Source organism: Streptomyces sp. NPDC005955 (genome assembly GCF_042871255.1).
Taxonomy (GTDB): Bacteria; Actinomycetota; Actinomycetes; order Streptomycetales; family Streptomycetaceae; genus Streptomyces.
This window is the reverse complement of the sequence record NZ_JBIAIF010000003.1, coordinates 565,578-584,649: the sequence shown is the minus strand read 5'-3', so window position 1 is coordinate 584,649 and position 19,072 is coordinate 565,578. Positions and strand designations below refer to the sequence as shown.

Below are 19,072 nucleotides of genomic sequence, written 5' to 3'. Positions count from 1 at the left end.
ACACCGGCCGACCGCTCCCCGCCGTGGCCCCGACCGTGCGGTCAGGCCTGTCCGGCTTCCTTCATCTGCCGCAGTTCCTTCTTCATCTCCGACACCTCGTCGCGCAGCCGTGCCGCGATCTCGAACTGGAGGTCCGCAGCGGCGGCGCGCATCCGGGCGGTCATCTCCTCGATCTGCTCGGCGAGCTCCGCGGCGGGACGGTCCGTGGGCACCTGGGCCGCCTTGGCCCCGCCCTTGCCCTTGGCCCCCTGGCCCGCGGCGCCGCGTGCGGGGACGGGGGTCTTCGTCGGCTTGCCGTCCTTGGCCGCCCGGTAGCCGGTGCCGAGCAGTTGCTCGGTGTCGACCTCTTCGCGGGCGATGGTCGCCACGATGTCGTTGATCTTCTTGCGGAGGGGCTGCGGGTCGATGCCCCGCTCCTTGTTGTACGCGACCTGCTTCTCCCGGCGGCGGTTGGTCTCCTCGATGGCCTTGTCCATCGCCGCGGTGATCTTGTCGGCGTACATGTGGACCTGGCCGGAGACGTTGCGGGCCGCGCGTCCGATGGTCTGGATCAACGAGGTGCCCGAGCGCAGGAAGCCCTCCTTGTCGGCGTCGAGGATCGCGACCAGGGAGACCTCGGGGAGGTCCAACCCCTCGCGCAGCAGGTTGATGCCGACCAGGACGTCGTACTCCCCGGCCCGTAGTTCCCGCAGGAGTTCGACGCGGCGCAGCGTGTCGACGTCGCTGTGCAGGTAGCGGACCTGGATGCCCAGCTCCAGGAAGTAGTCCGTGAGGTCCTCGGCCATCTTCTTGGTGAGGGTGGTGACCAGGACGCGTTCGTCGCGCTCGGTGCGCTTGCGGATCTCGTGCACCAGGTCGTCGATCTGGCCCTCGGTGGGCTTGACGACGACCTCGGGGTCGATCAGGCCGGTGGGGCGGATGATCTGCTCGACGAAACCGTCCCCGCGTGACAGCTCGTAGTTCCCCGGCGTCGCGGACAGGTAGACGGTCTGGCCGATGCGCTTCTGGAACTCCTCCCACTTCAGCGGGCGGTTGTCGAGCGCGGAGGGCAGTCGGAAGCCGTGGTCCACCAGGGTGCGCTTGCGGGAGGCGTCCCCCTCGTACATGGCGCCGATCTGGGGGACCGTGACGTGCGACTCGTCGATGACGAGGAGGAAGTCCTCGGGGAAGTAGTCCAGCAGCGTGTTCGGCGGGGAGCCCGGTTCGCGGCCGTCGAAGTGCATCGAGTAGTTCTCCACGCCGGAGCAGGAGCCGATCTGGCGGAGCATCTCCAGGTCGTAGGTGGTGCGCATCCGCAGCCGCTGCGCCTCCAGGAGCTTGCCCTGCTTCTCCAGCTCGGCCAGCCGGTCGGTGAGCTCCTTCTCGATGTCGTTCGCCGCGCGTTCCAGGCGCTCGGGACCGGCCACGTAGTGCGTGGCGGGGAAGACGTGCAGCCGCTGGTCGTCGGAGATGATCTCGCCGGTGAGCGGGTGGAGGGTGGAGAGGGCCTCGATCTCGTCGCCGAACATCTCGATCCGGACGGCGAGCTCCTCGTAGACCGGGAAGATCTCGATGGTGTCGCCGCGCACCCGGAAGGTGCCCCGGGTGAACGCCGTGTCGTTGCGGGTGTACTGGATGTCGACGAAGCGGCGCAGCAGCTCGTCCCGGTCGACCTCCTCGCCGACCTTCAGGGAGACCATGCGGTCGACGTACTCCTGCGGCGTGCCGAGGCCGTAGATGCAGGAGACGGAGGCGACCACGACGACGTCGCGCCGGGTGAGCAGGGAGTTCGTCGCGGAGTGCCGTAGCCGTTCCACCTCCTCGTTGATCGAGGAGTCCTTCTCGATGTACGTGTCCGACTGGGGGACGTACGCCTCGGGCTGGTAGTAGTCGTAGTACGAGACGAAGTACTCGACGGCGTTGTTCGGCAGCAGCTCGCGGAACTCGTTCGCCAGCTGGGCGGCCAGGGTCTTGTTCGGCGCCATCACCAGGGTGGGGCGCTGGAGCTTCTCGATCATCCACGCGGTGGTCGCGGACTTGCCGGTGCCGGTCGCCCCGAGCAGGACGACGTCCTTCTCCCCCGCACGGATGCGCCGGTCGAGCTCGGCGATGGCCGCGGGCTGGTCGCCACTGGGGCTGAAGGGGCTGACGACCTCGAAGGGTGCCACCGTGCGTTCGATATGGGATACGGGCCGCATGACACCCACCGTACGGCGCGCCACTGACATCGGGCGCGGGCCGGGCGCGGCGGCGGCGCCGACCGGGCCGGCGCCGCGTCGTGCGGGCCGGCCCGGTGCGGGTCACCAGTTCTGCGGTCCGGGCGGGGCGGCGGACGGGGCGGGGACCGGGCCGGAGGCGTCGAAGAGGGACGGGTCGGCCGGTGCGGGGCGCGCCTGCCGGGCTTCGTCGCGGGCCCGGGCGGTCTCCCACTCCGTGCGCCCCATGATGAGCATCGGGTCGAACATCACGACCACGCCGGCGAGCAGCAGGAACACCAGCGGGCCGATCAGCATCGGGGTGAGCAGTTCCGCGGGCGAGTCGCCGGCGGGGTTGCCGGGGATCCCGTGGAGCTTCACGCTGAGCGCGGCCATCCCCGTGTAGTGCATCCCGGTGACGGCGACCCCCATGACCAGGCTGGCGCCGAGCGTCCAGCGGAAGCCGCGCACCTGGGCGGCGGCCCACAGGGCGGCGGTCGCGGCGACCACGGCGACCACGACCGACAGGACGACGACGCCGGTGTCGTAGACGAGGCGCCCGTTCATGTGCATGGCCGCCATGCCCATGTAGTGCATGGAGGCGACGCCGAGGCCGGTGAGGGTGCCGCCGGTGAACAGGGAAGCCTTCGTCGCGCCCTTGTAGCCGACGATGAAGACCCCCACGCCGACCATGACGATCGCCACGCCGAGGCTGGCGAACGTCAGCTTGACGTCGTAGCGGATGGGCGTCTCCTGGATGGTGAAGCCCATCATCGCGACGAAGTGCATGGTCCAGATGCCGGAGCCGATGGCCGCCGAGCCCATAAGCAGCCAGCCGGGCCGCCAGGAGTCGTTGATGAGCAGCGATCTGGTGGTGCAGCGCAGGCCGAGCCCCGCGCCCAGACAGGCCATGGCGTACGCGATGACCGGGGTGACCCATCCGTAGCTGAAGCCGTCGACGGTGCCTTGCATGAAACGGTTTGCCTTTCGCTCTGTGCGAACCCCCCTGTTGGCGTCCGTTTCCCCCTTCCCAGGGCCCGGAACGTCATGGGCTGCAACGTGATTATGACCCCAGAAAGAACGTACGAGCGATTCCGGTTCAAAGGATCATGTTCGTTCCCCTCCGCACCGTCGGTCCCCCTTCCGCCTCGGACGTGCGTCCGACCGGGTCATCCGTTCCGCGCGTGTGCACGCGCCGTACACGGTCCGTTGCGATGGTGCTGGCAGGGTCGGTCCCGTGCTCGTTCATATGATGCGAAAACTGCCGGTACCTCTACGGACGGGAGCCGTGTCCTCGGTCGTCGTGCTGGGCGCGGCGGCCGTGGCCTTGCCCGCCCTGTCCAGCCAGGCCCTCGCCACCGAGGACCAGGTGGCCGTGATCGCCCACCGCGGTGCTTCGGCCCAGGCGCCCGAGAACACCCTCGCCGCGGTGGACCGGGCGGACCAGCTGGGCGTCGACTGGGTCGAGAACGACGTCCAGCGCACCAAGGACGGCGTCCTCGTGGTGATCCACGACACCGACCTCCAGCGCACCACCAACGCCGAACAGGTCTTCCCCAGACGGTCGCCGTGGAAGGTCGCCGACTTCACCGCGGCGGAGATCTCCCGCCTGGACGCGGGCGGCTGGAAGGGCGAGGAGTACGCGGGCACCCGGGTGCCCACCCTGCGCGACTACCTGCGGCGGGTCGACGTCAACGACCAGAAGCTGCTCATGGAGATCAAGGCCCCGGAGCAGTATCCGGGGATCGAGGACGACGTCCTGCGGGTCCTCGGCGAGGAACGCTGGCTCAACCAGCGCCACCTCAGGAACCGGCTCGTCGTCCAGAGCTTCAGCACGGACAGCATCCGTACCCTGCACGGCGCCCGCCCGGACGTGCGCACCGGATTCCTCGGCACCCCCTCGCTCGCGGCACTGCCCTGGTACGCGCAGTTCACGGACCAGATCAACCCGAAGCACAGCACGGTGTCCGCGGCGTACGTGGCGGCCGTGCAGAGCTTCGGCGGGCCGCACGGCCGCCGTCTGGAGGTGAACACCTGGACGGTGAACGCGGCGCCGGAGGCGCGGCTGGCCGCCCGCAACGGCGTGGACGGCATCATCACCAACACCCCCGACGTCGTGGCGGAGGCGCTCGGTCAGGTCGACTGACGGCGGCGGGCCCGCGCTGTCAGGGGGTGGGCGTACGGTGGGCCGCATGGTGAGCACGGAGGACGGGCAGCACGCCAACGGCACGGACGGTACGGGCGGCGTAGTCGACACGGACGGCACGGACGGCGTAGTCGGCACGGGCGGCACGGGTGAGGCGGGTGGGTCCGGCGGCGCCCGCCCGGGCGCCCGGGTCCCCGCCTGGGAGGTCGTCGACAGCGCCATCGGCCCGCTGCTCCTGGTCACCACGGACCGGGGTCTGGTCACGGTCGCCTTCCACGCCACCGACGCGGTGCGCGACGACACCCTGGACGCCCTGGCGGCCCGGCTGGGCACCCGACCGGTGCACGCCCCCGCCGAGCCGCTGCTCGCGGAGGCGATCCGTCAGGTGGCGGCGTACTTCGCCGGCGAGCTGCGCACCTTCACCGTGCCCCTGGACTGGTCGTTGGTCTCGGGGTTCCACCGCGAGGTGCTGCGGGAACTGCTGGCGGGCGTGCCCTACGGCGCGGTCGCGGGGTACGGGGAGCTGGCCGGTCGGGTCGGGCAGCCCGGCGCCGCGCAGGCCGTGGGGGCGGCCATGGGCGCCAACCCGCTGCCCGTCGTCGTGCCCTGCCACCGGGTCGTCGAGCGGGACGGCGGCATCGGTGGCTTCGGGGGCGGGCTGGAGGCCAAGCGGACGCTGCTGGCCCTGGAGGGCGTCCTGCCGCAGCCGCTGTTCTAAGGGCTCCCCGCCGTTTACGCAGGTCAATGGGGTGTTCCGAGCGGCGGGTGCGCTGTCAGACTGCGGCGGTGAATCCTTCCAGCACGCCCGAACCCGACACCACGGCCCCCAGGCCCGGGCCCGACCGCGGCCCGAGCCTCCCGGTGACGACCCCGGTGGCGAACCCGGTGACCGTCCCGGATGACCTGCCCGCGCTGCGCCGACGGGTGTCGACCGCCCTGATATCCAGCCAGATACTCGGCGGACTCGGGGTCGCCATCGGGGTGGCCCTCGCCGCGGTGCTGGCCGAGGAGGTCAGCGGAACCGGCTCCCTGGCGGGGCTCGCCCCCACCGCGACGGTCGCCGGGACGGCCCTCCTGGCGCTGCCGTTGGCCGCGCTGATGAACGCCCGCGGCCGACGCGCCGGGCTGGTGCTCGGGTACCTGATCGGGGCGGTCGGCGCCGGGGTCATCGTGGTCGCGGGGGTGGTGGACAGCTTCCCGCTGCTGCTGCTCGGCATGGCGGCGTTCGGTGCGGCGACCGCGGCGAACCTCCAGGCCAGGTTCGCCGCGGCGGACCTCGCGGAACCCGGCCACCGGGCGCGGGCCATCTCCCACGTCGTGTGGGCCACCACCGTCGGCGCGGTCCTCGGCCCGAACATCGCCGGTCCGGCCGGGGCGAGCGCCGCCCCGCTCGGGGTACCGGAGACCGCCGGGCCGTTCCTGTGGGCGGCGGGGGTGTTCCTGGCCGCCGCGGGGGTGGTCGCCCTCCTGATGCGCCCCGATCCGCTGCTGGTGGCCCGCGCCCTGTCCCCCGGCGACGCGGCGCCGGGGCGGGGCGGCACCCTGCGTGTGGGCTTCGCGGCCGTCTCGGCGTCGCCCCGGGCCCGGCTGGCGCTGGTGACCGTCGCACTCGGGCACACGGTGATGGTGGGGGTCATGGCGATGACCCCGGTGCACCTCGGGCACCACGGCGCCGGCATCGAGCTGATCGGTCTGGTGATCAGCGGTCACATCGCCGGCATGTACGCCTTCTCCCCGGTCATGGGGTGGTTGTCGGACCGGCTGGGGCGCGATGCGGTGATCGGCCTGTCGGTGGTGCTGCTGGCGTGCGCCGCCCTCCTCGCGGGTACCTCGGGCGGTGCGCACGGCCGGACCGCGGCCGGTCTCTTCCTGTTGGGGCTGGGCTGGTCGGCGGCGCTGGTGGCCGGTTCGGCGCTGCTCACCGAGTCGGTCCCGAAGGCCGCGCAGGCCGCCGCCCAGGGCCTGTCCGACCTGGTCATGAGTGCGGCGGCGGGCGTGGGCGGCGCCCTTGCGGGACTCGTGGTGGCGGCGGCCGGCTACGCCTGGCTGAACCTGTGGGCCGCGCTGCTGTTGCTCCCGCTGAGCGCATTGACCCTGCTCACCCGGCGAGCCGACCGGAGCACGGCTCCCCGGCGGGACCGCGGACTCTAGGGCCGGTCGGAACGCCCGGAGCCCGCTGTTGCACCAGGGGCGCACGGGGCGAACCCGCAGGCCACCGGGGTGAGCTGGACCACTGCGGAACCCCCGCTCCCGTCCCCACGGCACCCGTCCTGCTGGCAGACTGACCCGCCACATCGCAGTACGACACGAGGAGTTCGGCATGTCGATGGCGGGAAGTCTGCGGAGGGCCGGTGGCCTCCGGGGGGTCGGCGGCCTGCGCAAGGTGGCGCAGTTGACCCGTGGCCGCCGACGGGTCGACCTCAGCCACCCCGCCCGCTCCCCGCTGGGTTCCGCCGTCGTCAACTGCGTGCGCTACCAGGGCGGGGTGCGTCAGACGGACGGGCCGGCGCTGACCGGCGAGGCCCTGGCCCGGGCCGTGGAACGGGTGCGCGCCCGCGGCGACGGCTTCTTCTGGATGGGGCTCCACGAACCGACGGAGGAACAGTTCGCCGGCATCGCCGAGCTGTTCGACCTGCACCCCCTCGCGGTGGAGGACGCCGTCCACGCGCACCAGCGGCCGAAGGTGGAACGTTACGGGGAGACGCTGTTCGCGGTGTTCAAGACCGTCGCCTACGTGGAGCACGCCGAACTCACCGCGACCAGCGAGGTGGTGGACACCGGGGAACTCATGGTCTTCGTCGGCCGCGGGTTCGTCATCACCGTCCGGCACGGCCAGCACGGTTCGCTCGGTCCGGTCCGGGAGGAGTTGGAGTCCGAGCCGGAGCGGCTGGCGAAGGGGCCGGCCGCGGTGCTGCACGCCGTGGCCGACCACGTGGTCGACGACTACCTCCGGGTCACCGACGCGATCCAGGCCGACATGGACCAGATCGAGTCCGCGGTGTTCGCCGAGGGCGGTGCCCGGGTCGACCCCGGGCGGGTGTACCAGCTCAAGCGCGAACTGCTGGAGCTGAAGCGGGCCGTCCTCCCCCTGAACCGACCGCTCCAGATCCTCTCCGGTCACCCGACGCGCTCCGTGGACCCGGAGATGCAGACGTACTTCCGGGACGTCGCCGACCACCTGTTGCGGGTCGGCGAGCAGATCAGCGCCTTCGACGACCTCCTCAACTCGATCCTCCAGGCCCATCTGGCGCAGGTGACGGTGGCCCAGAACGCCGACATGCGGAAGATCACCGCCTGGGCGGCCATCATCGCGGTCCCGACGATGGTGTGCGGGGTCTACGGCATGAACTTCACGCACATGCCCGAACTCCGGTCCCCGTACGGTTACCCGGCCGTGCTCACCGTGATCGCCACGGCGTGCGTCCTGGTGTACCGGGGGTTCCGCCGCAACGGTTGGCTCTGAGTTCCGGGCAGGGTCAGCGCGTGGCGTACACGCTCTCGACCCAGTGGGCGATCTGCTCGTCGGACAGGTGCCCGGCGAGGTCCGATTCGCTGATCATGCCGACCAGCCGCTTGTCCTCCAGGACCGGCAGCCGGCGGATCTGATGGCCCTGCATCTCGTTGAGCACCGCGTCCACGTCGGCGCCCGCATCGACCCAGCGCGGGGTGCCCTGGGCCAGGTCGCCCGCGGTGACCTTGGCCGGGTCGTGGCCCATGGCCACGCACTCGATCACGATGTCGCGGTCCGTGAGGATGCCGCAGAGGCGTTCGTCGGCGTCGGCGATGGGAAGGGCGCCGACCCCCAGGTCCCGCATCAGCTGGGCGGCCCGGTCGAGGGTCTCGTGGGCGGGGATCCACTGGGCGCCCCGGTGCATGATGTCTCCGGCGGTGGTCATGCGGTACCTCCCGGTGCCGGACGGCCGGCGCGGCGCGGGACGCGTCGCTAGTCCCGGCGCCCTCCATTGTCACCGCACCGGGAGGGGGCCGCACCCGAGACGCCCCGGGTCAGCCGTTCCACGCCGGCCGCCCGGGGTCGTCCGCCCGTACGAGGACGTCCGCCGCGGCCGCCGGATCGACCTCGGACGCGTACCGGGCGAAGGCGGGCAGCGTCCACCGGTGCGCGGCGGGCGTACGGCGCTCCAAGGCCCCCGCGGAGAGCCCCAGGTGCACCGTGAGGTCGAACGGGAACCAGTGTCCGAGCAGGAACGGGCCGTGCAGCAGCAGCACACCGCCCGGCGGCAGGCCGACGGGCGCGCTGCGGGTGGCGCGGTCCGTGACGGGGTCCCACAGGTCGGGCAGCACCAGGCCGGTGCCTCCCGGGTCCAGCGGCGCGAACACCTCCCGCCACAGGGCGCCGGTGTCGAGCCAGCCGTCGTAGTAGGAGTCGGGGTCCTCGCGCCCGTGTTCGTAGCGGAGCGAGGCGGGCCGCTGGAAGCCCTCCGTCCCGATGACCACGGCGGCCCGGCCGCGCGTCCGCAGCGTTTCGGCCAGCCGCTGCGCCAGGTCCGCGGGCCGGGCCGCCGGAGCGGCGTCGAGGGCGATTCGCAGCCAGGTGCGGTCGGCCTCGTGGTCCGCGACGGGGTCGGCGTCCGGAGCGGGCAGCCGCTCCACGAGGGCGTGGGCGAGCCGGTCCCAGGTGATCGGTTGCAGGCGCACGGGTCCATCCTCCCCGGGCCGGGCGCGGGCCACCGGGCGGGGGGGACGCAGACGCATGCCGGTGCGCGTCTCGGCCATGGTCGGCCAGGGCGGCCGGGGCTTGACTGGGAGCACGGGCCCGGGACCGGGCCCCGGACGAGGGGAGCGGTGATGATCGACGGGGCGTTCTTCGTGGTGGTGTTCGCGGGGGCACTGCTGTGCGGGTTGACGGCGGGGGCGCTGTACGCGTTCTCCACCTTCGTGATGCGGGCGCTGGTCTCGTTGCCGCCGCCCCAGGGCGTCGCGGCGATGCAGGCCGTCAACCGGACGGCGCTGAGTCCCTGGGTCATGGTGGCGTTCGCGGGCGGCGCGGTGCTGAGCGCGGTGATCGTCGGGTTCACCCTGGTGTCCTGGCCCGGGTCGACCGGGGTGCTGCTGCTCGCGGGCGCCGGGCTGTACCTGTTCGGGACCCTCGGGCTCAGCGCCGTGGCGCACTTCCCGCGCAACGACGCGCTGGCGGAGGTCGACCCCGCAGGACCGGACACCGCCGGGTACTGGCGGACCTGGGCGCGTGAGTGGACGCGCGCCAACCACGTCCGTACCGGCGCCGCGCTCGCGTCCTGTGCGCTGTACGTGCTGGCGCTCGCCCGGTGAGCGGGGCCGCCCCCACGGCCGGGGCGCGGCGTATCGTGGCTCGGGAGCGCACACGAGGGAGACGGCCATGGCCGACCCCAAGGGGTTCCTGCGGACGGGGCGCGAGGAGTGGCCGCGCCGCCCGGTGGAGGAACGGGTCCGGGACTGGGACGAGGTGTACGTGCCCGGGGCGCTGCTGCCCCTGGTCCGGCGGCAGGCCGACCGCTGCATGGACTGCGGGGTCCCGTTCTGCCACGAGGCGTGTCCGCTGGGCAATCTGATCCCGGACTGGAACGACCTCGTGGCGCGCGACGACTGGCGGGCGGCCAGTGAGCGGCTGCACGCCACCAACAACTTCCCCGAGTTCACCGGGCGGTTGTGTCCCGCGCCCTGCGAGGCCGGGTGCGTGCTGGCGATCAACCAGCCGGCGGTCACGATCAAGAACGTGGAGGCCGCGATAGCGGACCGGGCGTGGGCCGACGGGCTGCTGCCGCCCCGGCCCCCCGAGCGGCTGTCGGGGCGGACGGTCGCGGTGGTGGGTTCGGGCCCGGCGGGACTCGCCGCGGCCCAACAGCTGACCCGGGCCGGGCACACCGTGGTCGTGTACGAGCGGGAGGACCGGATCGGCGGGCTGCTGCGGTACGGGATTCCCGCGTTCAAGATGGACAAGGGGCAGTTGGACCGGCGGCTGGCGCAGATGCGGGACGAGGGGACGAAGTTCCACCCGGGCACCGCGGTGGGCCGTGGGTGCGGTGCGCAGGAGTTGCTGTCCCGTCATGACGCGCTGGTCCTGGCCACGGGGGCGACGGCGTGGCGCGAGCTGCCGGTGCCGGGGCGGGAGCTGGCGGGCATCCACCAGGCGATGGAGTACCTGCCCTGGGCGAACCGGGTGTGCGAGGGGGATCTGGAGGTGTCCCCGCTGTCGGCCGCGGGACGGCACGTCGTCGTCATCGGCGGTGGGGACACCGGTTCGGACTGTCTGGGCACGGCGCTGCGCGAGGGTGCCGCGTCGGTGACCCAGTTGGACATCAACGTCCTGCCGGAGCCGGACCGCGGGGCGGGGGAACCCTGGCCCACGTACCCCAGGGTCTACCGGTTGTCGGCGGCGCACGAGGAGGGCGCCCGGTTGCACAGTGCACCCGTGTCGGACGCCGACGCGCGGCTGTTCGCCGCGTCGACCCTGGGTTTCGAGGGGGACGCGGAGGGCCGGGTGCGCGGGGTGCGGATGGCCGACGTCGATGCGCGGCGGCGGCCGTTGCCGGGGTCGGAGCGGACCTTGCGGGCCGATCTGGTGCTGCTGGCGCTCGGGTTCTCGGGGCCCGACCGGGACGACGGGCTGTTGTCGGGGTTGGGGGTGGAGGTGGACGCCCGCGGGGGCATCGCCCGGGACCGTTCCTTCGCCACGAACCGCCCGGGCGTGTTCGCCGCGGGTGACGCGGCGCGCGGTCAGTCTCTGGTGGTGTGGGCGATCGCGGAGGGCCGGGCGGTGGCGGCGGCGGTCGACCGGTACCTGGTCGGCACGAGCGGGCTGCCCGCGCCGATCGGGCCGGAGGACCGCCCGATGCGCGCCTGACCGTGCGCCCCGCCGAGGGCACCGCGGCGTGCACCGGTCGCCGCCACCGGTCGGTCGGGGCGCCACCAGGCGGGCCGGGGCGGGGCGGGCCGGTGCAGGGCGGGGCGCCCCTTCCACTGGACCCCTTCCGATCGGCCCCCTTCCGCTGCCGTGCCGGAACGACCCGACGCCGTGGGGGACGCCGGGGTGCGGAGGGGGGAACGTCAGATGCCGGGTGCGACCGCCGACGGCGGTGTCATGACGGGCCGCGGACGGGTCGTGGGGGAGGACGGTACGGGTCCGGTCGGGCGGCGTGGCCCTCGCCGGTCGACCGGGGGCGCGGTCCCGGGTGGCGCGCGGTGCGGGAGCCGATCGGTTCAGGAGAGCAGGAAGTCGGCCTCACCCGCCTTGGCCCCCTGGATGAACGCCCTGATCTCTCCACGCGTGTAGATCAGCGCCGGCCCGTCCGGATCCGCGGACTGACGCACGGCCACCCGGCCGTCGGCCAGCTTCATGGTTTCGACGCAGTTCCCGCCGTTGCCCCCGCTCCAGGGCTTGTGCCAGCCCTCGGCGCCGAGTTCCCGAGCGGGCATGCCGTTGTATATCCCCTGTCGATCCATTCATAGCTCCTTGCGGAGATCCCGCAGGATCTCCTTCGTGCGATGTGCTGTGGCGGCCTGGGCCGCCATGCGGTCCATGACCTCAAGGTGCCGGGCGACCTCGGGACGTGCGTCGAGGTAGACGGCGCCGGTCAGGTACTCGCTGTACACCATGTCGGGCAGTTCCGGCACGGTGAAGCGGAACAGCACGAAGGGGCCGTACGTGCCGGGGTGCGGACCCGACTCGAACTGGGCGATCTGGAGGGTGACGTTCGGCAGCGCCGTGCGGTCCAGCAGCTTGTCGATCTGGTCGCGCATCACCTCGGGACCGCCGGCGGGGCGGCGCAGCACGGTCTCGTCCATGACGACCCACAGCCGCGGGGCGTCCTCGCGGGTGAGCAGGTCCTGCCGTTGCATGCGCAGCGCCACGTGCCCCTCGATGTCCTCGGGGCGGGTCTGCCCCACGGCACCGGAGCGGAGCACCGCGCGTGCGTAGTCCTCCGTCTGGAGCAGTCCGGGCACGAAGTGCGGTTCATACGTCCGGATGAGGCTCGCCGACCCCTCCAAGCTGACGTGCATGGAGAACCAGCCCGGCAGCACCTCGTGGAAGCGCTGCCACCAGCCGGGGCGGTTGGCGTCCTCCGCCAGGGTGACGAAGGTGTCGGCCTCGTCGTCGGCGACCCCGTACGCCTTCAGCAGGAGCTGCACGTACGGGATTTTGAGGGCGACTTCGGCGTTCTCCATGCGGCGGACGGTGGCGGGGGCGACCCGGAGGAGCTGGGCGGCTTCCTCACGCTTCAGTCCGGCGCGCTCCCGCAGGTCCTGGAGGCGACGACCGAGCACGACCTGGCCGACGGTCGGCGCGGACCGCGGTTCGCTCACGTCCACCTCCGGAGAGTCACCGATGATCAGGCAGCACAGAACAGCGGACCCAACTGGGGCCGCTTCGCGTGCTGTTGCGAGCAGTGTGCCATGTGCCCCTCGCCGGGCACACTGCACTCTGCAATTTTCAGAGTGCCACTTGCCAAGTGTTCACGGCGGGGAGATAGTGGCAAACGTGATTCCGTCCGCGCCGTTAGGAACAGAGGCTGCCGAAATGGGTATCGGTGCCGAGGCAGCCGGGGCGCCTCCTGGCGAGGCTGCCAGGCGCCGCTTCCGCTTCGAGTTGGCTGCACATCCGGGCTCGCCCGCACAGGCCAGGCGCCTCACACGGGCCCGGCTGTCCGGCTGGTCCGTCTGTGAGGACACCTGCGACGCGGCCGATCTCGTGGTGTCCGAGCTGGTCACCAACGCCATCGTGCACACCGCTTCCACCCTGATCGTCTGCGAGTTGCACGACGACACCGAAAAGGTGCGCATAGCCGTCAGCGACGAGGGATGTGCCCCGGGCGAGCCCCGGCCCTCGTCGCAGCGGCCCGAGGAGGAGCACGGCCGGGGCCTGCTGCTCGTCGCGGCGGTCTCCAGCGCCTGGGGTGCCCAGGAGACCGGGCCCGGCCTGCTGGTCTGGGCCGAACTGCCGCGGGCCGCCGAGCCGGTGGGCGGCAAGACGGTCCCGGGCGCCCGTGCGGAGGCGTTCCGCGGGACGGGGGCCGAATGGCTGTGACGACCGCACGGACGCTGAGCCTCGACACCCTGGTCACCCGGGAACGTCACCGCAGGGCACGGGGGCGTACGCGCACCACCTGCTCGCCGCGCCTGGCCCTGCCCACGGGCATGTCGCTCCCGCTCGGCTGCGACGCGGTCTCGGTGCCCGAGGCCCACGCCCGCCGGATGGTCTCCCGACTGCCCCGGATCGGGTGTGTGTACGCCGACGAGCGGGACCGCTGGTGGTGGATCGTCCCCGCCGGCTCGGACGTGGCGCTGCACTGGCCCGCACCCGCCCACTACGTGAACGGGGCCCTGCTCCCGGACGGGGGCCGCCCCCCGGGGCTGATCCACCGGCCGACGGCGACGGTCCCCTACACCCCGCCCATACCGCTCTATCTGGCTCTATGCCGCGTCACGGGAACGACGCCCACGTGGTGCCGTCCCGTGACGGCCTGACCGGCGACCCTGGGGGTGTCGCCCGGTCACCCGGTCCGACCGGCGGCCCGTGGGGGTGCCGCCGGTCGGACCCTTTTTCCGACCTCTGACCCCCGCCCGCGACCCCGCCCCCGGTCCTCGGGGGTGCCGTCCCCCGTTGCCCGTGTGCATCAGTCCTCGTACTCGTCGTGGTAGCGCAGCCAGCCGCCGCCGTCCCGGGCGCCGTGGCCCAGCCCGCGCCCTGGGGGTTCCTCCCACTCCTCCTGCCGGCCGAGCGCGGTCAGGTCGAGCAGGCTCGCCGTCGAACCGAGTCCGTCGAGACCGCGTTCCGTGGTCGAGTAGGTGTGGAACAGCCGCTCCCCGTGCCGCAGGAAGCAACTCACCCCGGACCGTTCGACGAGCCGGCCGCCCTCCCGCACCGTGGCGCCGAAGTCGGTGTTGAAGTCGGCGTCGCGGTCGCACCGGCCCGACGAGTACCACGGCACCGCCCAGCCCATCCGCGCCTGGAAGGGCAGGATGCGGGTGAACGCGGCCCGGGACACGGCGACGAAGGCCGTACTGCGCGCCCTGAGGTGGGCCAGGTTCCCGATCTGGTCGAGGAAGGCGGAGCAGCCGACGCACCCCGACTCCCACTCGGGGGCGAACATGAAGTGCAGGACGATGAGCTGGTCCCGGTCCTCGAAGAGGTCGCGCAGCGTCAACGCCCCGTCGGCGCCGTCGAAGACGTACTCCGTGCGCACCTCGACCATCGGCAGTCTGCGCCGCTCCGCGTTGAGCGCGTCCCGCGCGCGGGTGACGGCCTTCTCCTTGGCCAACAGGTCCTCCCGCGCACTCACCCACTCCGCTCGCGTGACGATCTGCGGAAACGACATCGTTCCTCCTCCGGACGGCGACGGCTGTGGGGGGTGGACCGTGCGGAGGACCGGAACTCATCGGCGGGGCTCAGAATCTGACGGGCAGTTCCCGAAGACCCCTGTTCCGCAGGGTGCGCCGACGCGGTGGGGAGGCCGTCGGACCGCCGTCCAGTGCGAGCCCCGGCAGGCGTTCGAGGAGGACCGCGAGGGCGACCTCCGCCTCCAGCCGGGCGAGCGACGCACCCAGGCAGTAGTGGATGCCGTGGCCGAGGGCCAACTGGCCCGAGGCGTCCCGGGACAGGTCGAGCCGGTCGGCGTCGGGGAAGCGTTCCGGGTCCCGGTTGGCCGACGCCAGGCAGAGGAACACCGTCTCCCCGGCCCCGACGGTGACCCCGGCGATGCGCACGTCCTCGGTGGGGAACCGACGGAAGGCGAGCAGCGCGGGAGTGTCGAAGCGGGTCAACTCGTCGACCGCGGCGGGCCATCGCGCAGGGTCGGCGCGCAGTTCGGCGCGCGCCTCGGGGTGGGTCAGCAGGGCGAGGGCGGCGTTGCCGATGAGGTGGACGGCGTTCTCGTAGCCGGCGAAGTGGATGAGGAAGGCCAACGAGACCAGTTCGTCCTCGGTGAGTCGCCCGTCCGCTGCGGACCCGGACGGGCCGGACGAGCCGGACGGGGATGGTTCGGCGGTCTCGTCGCGGACGGCGACGAGGTCGGACAGCAGGTCGTCGCCGGGGGCGCGGCGCTTGTCGGCGACGAGTCCGGTGTAGAAGCGCAGCATCGCCCCCACCGTCTCCTTCGCGGCGACCGGGTCGGGGCGCTCCGGGCCGAGGAGCGTCGCGGTCCAGCTCCGGAAGTCGCGCCGGTCGCCCTCCGGGACCCCGAGGAGGTCACCGATGACGGTGACGGGCAACGGCCCCGCGTACGCGGTGACGAGGTCGACGCGGCCGGTGGAACCGAAACCGTCGACCAGGGCGTGCGCCGCGCGTCGGACCGGTTCCCGGAGCCGTTCGATCCGGCGCGGGGTGAAGGCGCGCGCCACGAGACGGCGGATGCGGGTGTGGTCGGGAGGGTCCATGTTCAGGAGGTTGGCGTCGAGCGCGGGCGGCAGCCGGAAGCCGTGGTAACCGCCCGGCAGGGCGTTCTTCTTGTCGAGCGAGAGCCGGGGGTCAGCTAGCCCGGACCGCACGTCCTCGTAGCGGGTGACGAGCCAGGCGGGGGTGCCGTCGGGTCCGGTGATCCGGTGGACGGGTGCGGTGGCGCGCAGGGCCGCGTAGGCGGTGAAGGGGTCGGCGAGCAGCCGGTCCGCGGGGTCCTCGGGAGCGCGGCCGGCACCCCGGACGGGGCAACCGTCCGGGGCCGGCGGGAGCTCGTCGGAGGGTTCCGGACGCGGGTGCGCGGAAGGGGTGACCATGGGCGGCAAGCCTAGGTGCGGCCGGCCGGCGGAGCGCACGGATCGAGGCGAGGGGAACACCGCGTTCCGATAATCGGATGCGAGGACCGGGGCGGGCAGCACATGATCGTGCCTGGTACGTCCCGCCCCGACCGGGTGCGGGGCCCGCGTCCGGCCGAGGAGCCCCATGATCCGTCGTGTCACCGTCCCGTCGCTGTACACCCCGCCCACCTACGCGCACGCCTCGGTGGTGGAGGCGGGCACCCGGCTCGCCTTCCTGGCCGGCTCCGTCCCGTTGGACCCGGCGGGCGAACTCGTCGGCGCCGGGGACGCGGTCCGACAGACCGAGCAGGTGATCGCGAACCTCACCGAGCAGGCGAAGGCCGTCGGCGCCGCACTGGAGGACGTCGTCTACACCGATGTGTACGTGGTCACCGACGCGCACGAGACGCTGGACGCGGTCTGGGAGGTGGTCCAGGCCAGCGGTCTGAGCCGCGGCCCGCACTCCTCGACGATCATGGGAGTCACCCTTCTCGGTTACCCCGGCCAGCTGGTGGAGATCACGGCGACGGTGGCGGTGCCCCAGGACTGACCCCGGCCGGGAGCACCCCCGCCGCCCCGGCCGCCGCGGCGAGCACCTGCCGCAGCATCGCGGGGGTGAGCCGACCGGTGAACGTGTTGCGCTGGCTGACGTGGTAACAGCCGAAGACGGTGAGTCCCGGCCCGCCCCGCCCGGCCGCGGTCCGGCCCGGCTCCGGGCCGGCGGGTCGCGACGCGACCCCCACCCGGGTCCCGTGACCGAAGGCGGGGCGGGGCTTCGGCACCGCGAAGCCGGCCGCCGCGAGCGCGGGCCACAACGCCTGCCAGCCGAAGGCGCCCAGCACCACGACGGCCCGCAGGGTGGGGCGCAGCAACCCCACCTCGCGGACGAGCCAGGGCCGGCAGGTGTCCCGTTCCCCCGGGCTGGGGCGGTTGGCGGGCGGTGCGCAGTGCACGGGGGAGGTGATGCGCACGCCCCGGAGGGCCAGTCCGTCGTCGGCCGCCCCGGTGCGGGGTGCGGAAGCCAGTCCGAGGGCGTGCAGCGCCGCGTACAGCACGTCGCCCGAGCGGTCGCCGGTGAACATCCGCCCCGTGCGGTTGGCACCGTGTGCGGCGGGGGCGAGGCCCACGAGCAACAGCGCGGCGTCCGGCGGCCCGAACCCGGGGACCGGCCGCGCCCAGTACTCCTGGTCACGATGGGCGGGGCGCTTGACCCGCGCGGCCTCCTCCCGCCATGCGACGAGCCGTGGACAGGCGACGCAGTCGGTGATCCGCACGTCCAGCGCGGCCAACCCGTCCGCGTCCCGGACGGTCCGCGCGGCGTCCTCCACGGCGCCGGCGTCGCCGATGGCTCCCGTGTGCCCCATGGCACCACGGTAGGCACCCGGCGGCGGGCCCGCAGCGGACGGACGGCACCGGTCGGAGCGGGTCAGCCGAGCACCGCGCCGAGCGCCAGGAACCCGCAGACCAGGACCGCCAGGATCGCCAGCAGGGGCCACACGAACCGCAGGTACCGGTCGTAGCCGACCTTCGCCAGGGCGACCCCGCCGATGGTGACGGCCGTCGTGGGCACCCAGAGGTTCATCCAGCCGCTGGCCGCCGCCCAGGCCGTGACGACGACCGCCCGGGACACCCCCGCGAAGTCGGCGAGGGGCGCGAGGATCGGCATGGCGAGCGTGGCGTGTCCGGAGCTGGAGGGGATCAGGAACGCCAGCGGGAGGTTCACCAGGAAGACGATCACCGCGAACGCGGCCGACGAGGTGCCCGCCACGACCCCTTCGATGGAGTGCAGCACGGTGTCCGTGATCTGTGAGTTGTTCATGATGACCGTGATGCCGCGGGCGAGGACGATGACCAGTGCCGGGGAGAGGAAGTCCGCCGCGCCCCGGACCACGGTGGCGCTCAGCTGCTGTTCGCCCATCCGCGCGACGACCCCGACCAGGACGGCCGCGACGAGGAACAGCGCCGCGAGTTCGGGGAACGACCAGCCGAGCTCCCACCCGTACGGGACCGCGTCCGCGCGCCCGGTGAGTGCGGACGCCCAGGGCACCACCGAGAAGATCATGAAGGAGAAGACCAGGGTGGTGAGCGCGAGCACGGCCCGGTGGGTGCCCGTCAGTTCCGGGACCGCCGCATCGGGGCCGCCGGCCGCGGCGAGCGCCCGGTCACCGGGCAGGAACCCGGACACCGACCGCTCGGGACGGGCCCGCACCCGCCGGGCGTACCGGACGACGTACGTGATGGTGACGGAGGTGAGCACCACCCACATGACGAACCGCAGCACGATGCCGTCGCCCAGTGAGATCCCGGCGGCGGCGGAGGCGACCCCCGTCGCGAACGGGTTGACGGTGGAACACATGACGCCCACCCCGGCACCGAGGATGATCGTGCCCACGGCCGTCATCCGGTCGTAGCCGAGGGCGAGCACCAGCGGTACGACGAGCCCGTAGAAGCCGAGGGTCTCCTCGGCGAATCCTTCGACCGTGCCGAGCACCGAGAAGACCACCATGACGCCCGCGATGAGCAACCAGCCCCGGTTCCGCAGTCGGTGCGCGAGCCGTTCGATGCCGCGGTCCAGTGCGCCCGTCACGAAGACGACGGTGATGAACGCGCCGATCGCGAGGACGAAGAGGAAGACCCCGGCACTGCCGAACAGCTCGCCCGACAGCTCGGGCCCCACTTGCCCGCTGCGCGGGTCGAGGATGCCGTAGAGGCCGTTGACCGGGGCGAGGAACAGGTCGTTCAGCCGGTCGGCGAAGCTCTGCGAGGCATCGACCCGGTGGTACGTGCCCTGGACGGGGGCGCCCCGCGCGTCACGGTCGTAGGTGCCCGGCGGGATCAGGAAGGTGAGCGCCCAGACGGCGAGGGTGACCAGGACCAGGACCGTCTGGGCGCTGGGGAAGCGGAACCCGGGTCGGGGCTCCTGCGCCGGGTCCGGTTCGGCCTCGGGGGTCCGGGTGGTCATGGCCCGCCCCCGGGGGCGGCGGTCGTGGCCTCGGTGTGCACGGGACGCGCTCCCTCCCGGTTC

At 72.9% G+C, this 19,072-nt stretch carries 19 protein-coding genes; 9 read left to right on the top strand and 10 right to left on the bottom strand.

Annotated elements, in window-relative coordinates; all coding sequences use genetic code 11:
• Positions 1-41: 41 nt before the first annotated feature.
• On the bottom strand, positions 42-2,177 hold the full coding sequence (gene uvrB / locus ACFYOU_RS11055) for an excinuclease ABC subunit UvrB (RefSeq protein ID WP_389761335.1): 2,136 nt from the start codon (positions 2,175-2,177) through the stop codon (positions 42-44).
• A 102-nt stretch (positions 2,178-2,279) separates the two neighbouring features.
• The gene (locus tag ACFYOU_RS11050; protein WP_391304799.1) at positions 2,280-3,146 is read right to left on the bottom strand and encodes an MHYT domain-containing protein; all 867 of its coding nucleotides are present in this window, start codon (positions 3,144-3,146) and stop codon (positions 2,280-2,282) included.
• Between the two features lie 280 nt (positions 3,147-3,426).
• Between ACFYOU_RS11050 and ACFYOU_RS11045 the strand changes: the two genes are divergently transcribed.
• The 4 genes from ACFYOU_RS11045 (at position 3,427) to ACFYOU_RS11030 (ending at position 7,783) form a co-directional block, all read left to right on the top strand.
• A complete protein-coding gene (locus ACFYOU_RS11045) occupies positions 3,427-4,320 on the top strand; it encodes a glycerophosphodiester phosphodiesterase family protein (RefSeq protein WP_391304987.1) in 894 nt (297 codons plus the stop codon).
• Between the two features lie 46 nt (positions 4,321-4,366).
• Positions 4,367-5,038, top strand: a complete 672-nt coding sequence (locus ACFYOU_RS11040) for a methylated-DNA--[protein]-cysteine S-methyltransferase (RefSeq protein ID WP_391304798.1) — start codon at positions 4,367-4,369, stop codon at positions 5,036-5,038.
• 26 nt (positions 5,039-5,064) lie between these two features.
• Entirely contained in the window at positions 5,065-6,471 is a 1,407-nt protein-coding gene (locus ACFYOU_RS11035; RefSeq protein WP_391304796.1) for an MFS transporter, read from the top strand.
• 169 nt (positions 6,472-6,640) lie between these two features.
• Positions 6,641-7,783: a magnesium and cobalt transport protein CorA gene (locus tag ACFYOU_RS11030; RefSeq protein WP_387006098.1), complete on the top strand. Its 1,143-nt coding sequence runs from the start codon at positions 6,641-6,643 to the stop codon at positions 7,781-7,783.
• Between the two features lie 13 nt (positions 7,784-7,796).
• Here ACFYOU_RS11030 and ACFYOU_RS11025 read toward each other — a convergent pair whose 3' ends face one another.
• Positions 7,797-8,216, bottom strand: coding sequence for a CBS domain-containing protein (locus ACFYOU_RS11025; RefSeq protein WP_389761342.1), 420 nt, complete (start codon positions 8,214-8,216; stop codon positions 7,797-7,799).
• A 109-nt stretch (positions 8,217-8,325) separates the two neighbouring features.
• On the bottom strand, positions 8,326-8,976 hold the full coding sequence (locus tag ACFYOU_RS11020; protein WP_391304793.1) for a uridine kinase: 651 nt from the start codon (positions 8,974-8,976) through the stop codon (positions 8,326-8,328).
• Between the two features lie 150 nt (positions 8,977-9,126).
• Between ACFYOU_RS11020 and ACFYOU_RS11015 the strand changes: the two genes are divergently transcribed.
• Together ACFYOU_RS11015 and ACFYOU_RS11010 are read left to right on the top strand one after the other, a co-directional pair.
• Entirely contained in the window at positions 9,127-9,609 is a 483-nt protein-coding gene (locus tag ACFYOU_RS11015; protein WP_391304792.1) for an anthrone oxygenase family protein, read from the top strand.
• A gap of 67 nt (positions 9,610-9,676) precedes the next feature.
• Positions 9,677-11,161 carry a glutamate synthase small subunit gene (locus ACFYOU_RS11010; protein WP_391304790.1) on the top strand — a complete coding sequence of 495 codons (1,485 nt, stop codon included), beginning with the start codon at positions 9,677-9,679 and terminating at the stop codon, positions 11,159-11,161.
• A gap of 356 nt (positions 11,162-11,517) precedes the next feature.
• Here ACFYOU_RS11010 and ACFYOU_RS11005 read toward each other — a convergent pair whose 3' ends face one another.
• Entirely contained in the window at positions 11,518-11,760 is a 243-nt protein-coding gene (locus ACFYOU_RS11005; RefSeq protein WP_385485412.1) for a DUF397 domain-containing protein, read from the bottom strand.
• A complete protein-coding gene (locus ACFYOU_RS11000; RefSeq protein ID WP_389761350.1) occupies positions 11,761-12,621 on the bottom strand; it encodes a helix-turn-helix domain-containing protein in 861 nt (286 codons plus the stop codon). It lies immediately after the preceding gene.
• 166 nt (positions 12,622-12,787) lie between these two features.
• On the opposite strand from ACFYOU_RS11000, the gene ACFYOU_RS10995 reads away from it, so the two are divergent.
• Positions 12,788-13,342, top strand: a complete 555-nt coding sequence (locus ACFYOU_RS10995; RefSeq protein WP_385485416.1) for an ATP-binding protein — start codon at positions 12,788-12,790, stop codon at positions 13,340-13,342.
• Complete coding sequence (locus tag ACFYOU_RS10990; protein WP_389761352.1) at positions 13,333-13,782, top strand: hypothetical protein; 450 nt, start codon at positions 13,333-13,335, stop codon at positions 13,780-13,782. Before ACFYOU_RS10995 ends, ACFYOU_RS10990 begins: the two co-directional genes overlap by 10 nt.
• A 149-nt stretch (positions 13,783-13,931) precedes the next feature.
• On the opposite strand, the gene ACFYOU_RS10985 is transcribed toward ACFYOU_RS10990, so the two are convergent.
• Together ACFYOU_RS10985 and ACFYOU_RS10980 are read right to left on the bottom strand one after the other, a co-directional pair.
• Entirely contained in the window at positions 13,932-14,633 is a 702-nt protein-coding gene (locus ACFYOU_RS10985) for a DUF899 family protein (RefSeq protein ID WP_391304786.1), read from the bottom strand.
• Positions 14,634-14,703: 70 nt separating this feature from the next.
• Positions 14,704-16,026 carry a cytochrome P450 gene (locus ACFYOU_RS10980; RefSeq protein ID WP_391304784.1) on the bottom strand — a complete coding sequence of 441 codons (1,323 nt, stop codon included), beginning with the start codon at positions 16,024-16,026 and terminating at the stop codon, positions 14,704-14,706.
• Positions 16,027-16,192: 166 nt separating this feature from the next.
• On the opposite strand from ACFYOU_RS10980, the gene ACFYOU_RS10975 reads away from it, so the two are divergent.
• Complete coding sequence (locus ACFYOU_RS10975) at positions 16,193-16,597, top strand: RidA family protein (protein WP_389761358.1); 405 nt, start codon at positions 16,193-16,195, stop codon at positions 16,595-16,597.
• Here ACFYOU_RS10975 and ACFYOU_RS10970 read toward each other — a convergent pair.
• Both ACFYOU_RS10970 and ACFYOU_RS10965 read right to left on the bottom strand, forming a co-directional pair.
• Positions 16,566-17,411 carry a uracil-DNA glycosylase family protein gene (locus ACFYOU_RS10970; RefSeq protein ID WP_391304782.1) on the bottom strand — a complete coding sequence of 282 codons (846 nt, stop codon included), beginning with the start codon at positions 17,409-17,411 and terminating at the stop codon, positions 16,566-16,568. The genes ACFYOU_RS10975 and ACFYOU_RS10970 overlap by 32 nt on opposite strands.
• 62 nt (positions 17,412-17,473) lie before the next feature.
• Complete coding sequence (locus ACFYOU_RS10965) at positions 17,474-19,009, bottom strand: YfcC family protein (RefSeq protein ID WP_389761362.1); 1,536 nt, start codon at positions 19,007-19,009, stop codon at positions 17,474-17,476.
• Positions 19,010-19,072: the final 63 nt, after the last annotated feature.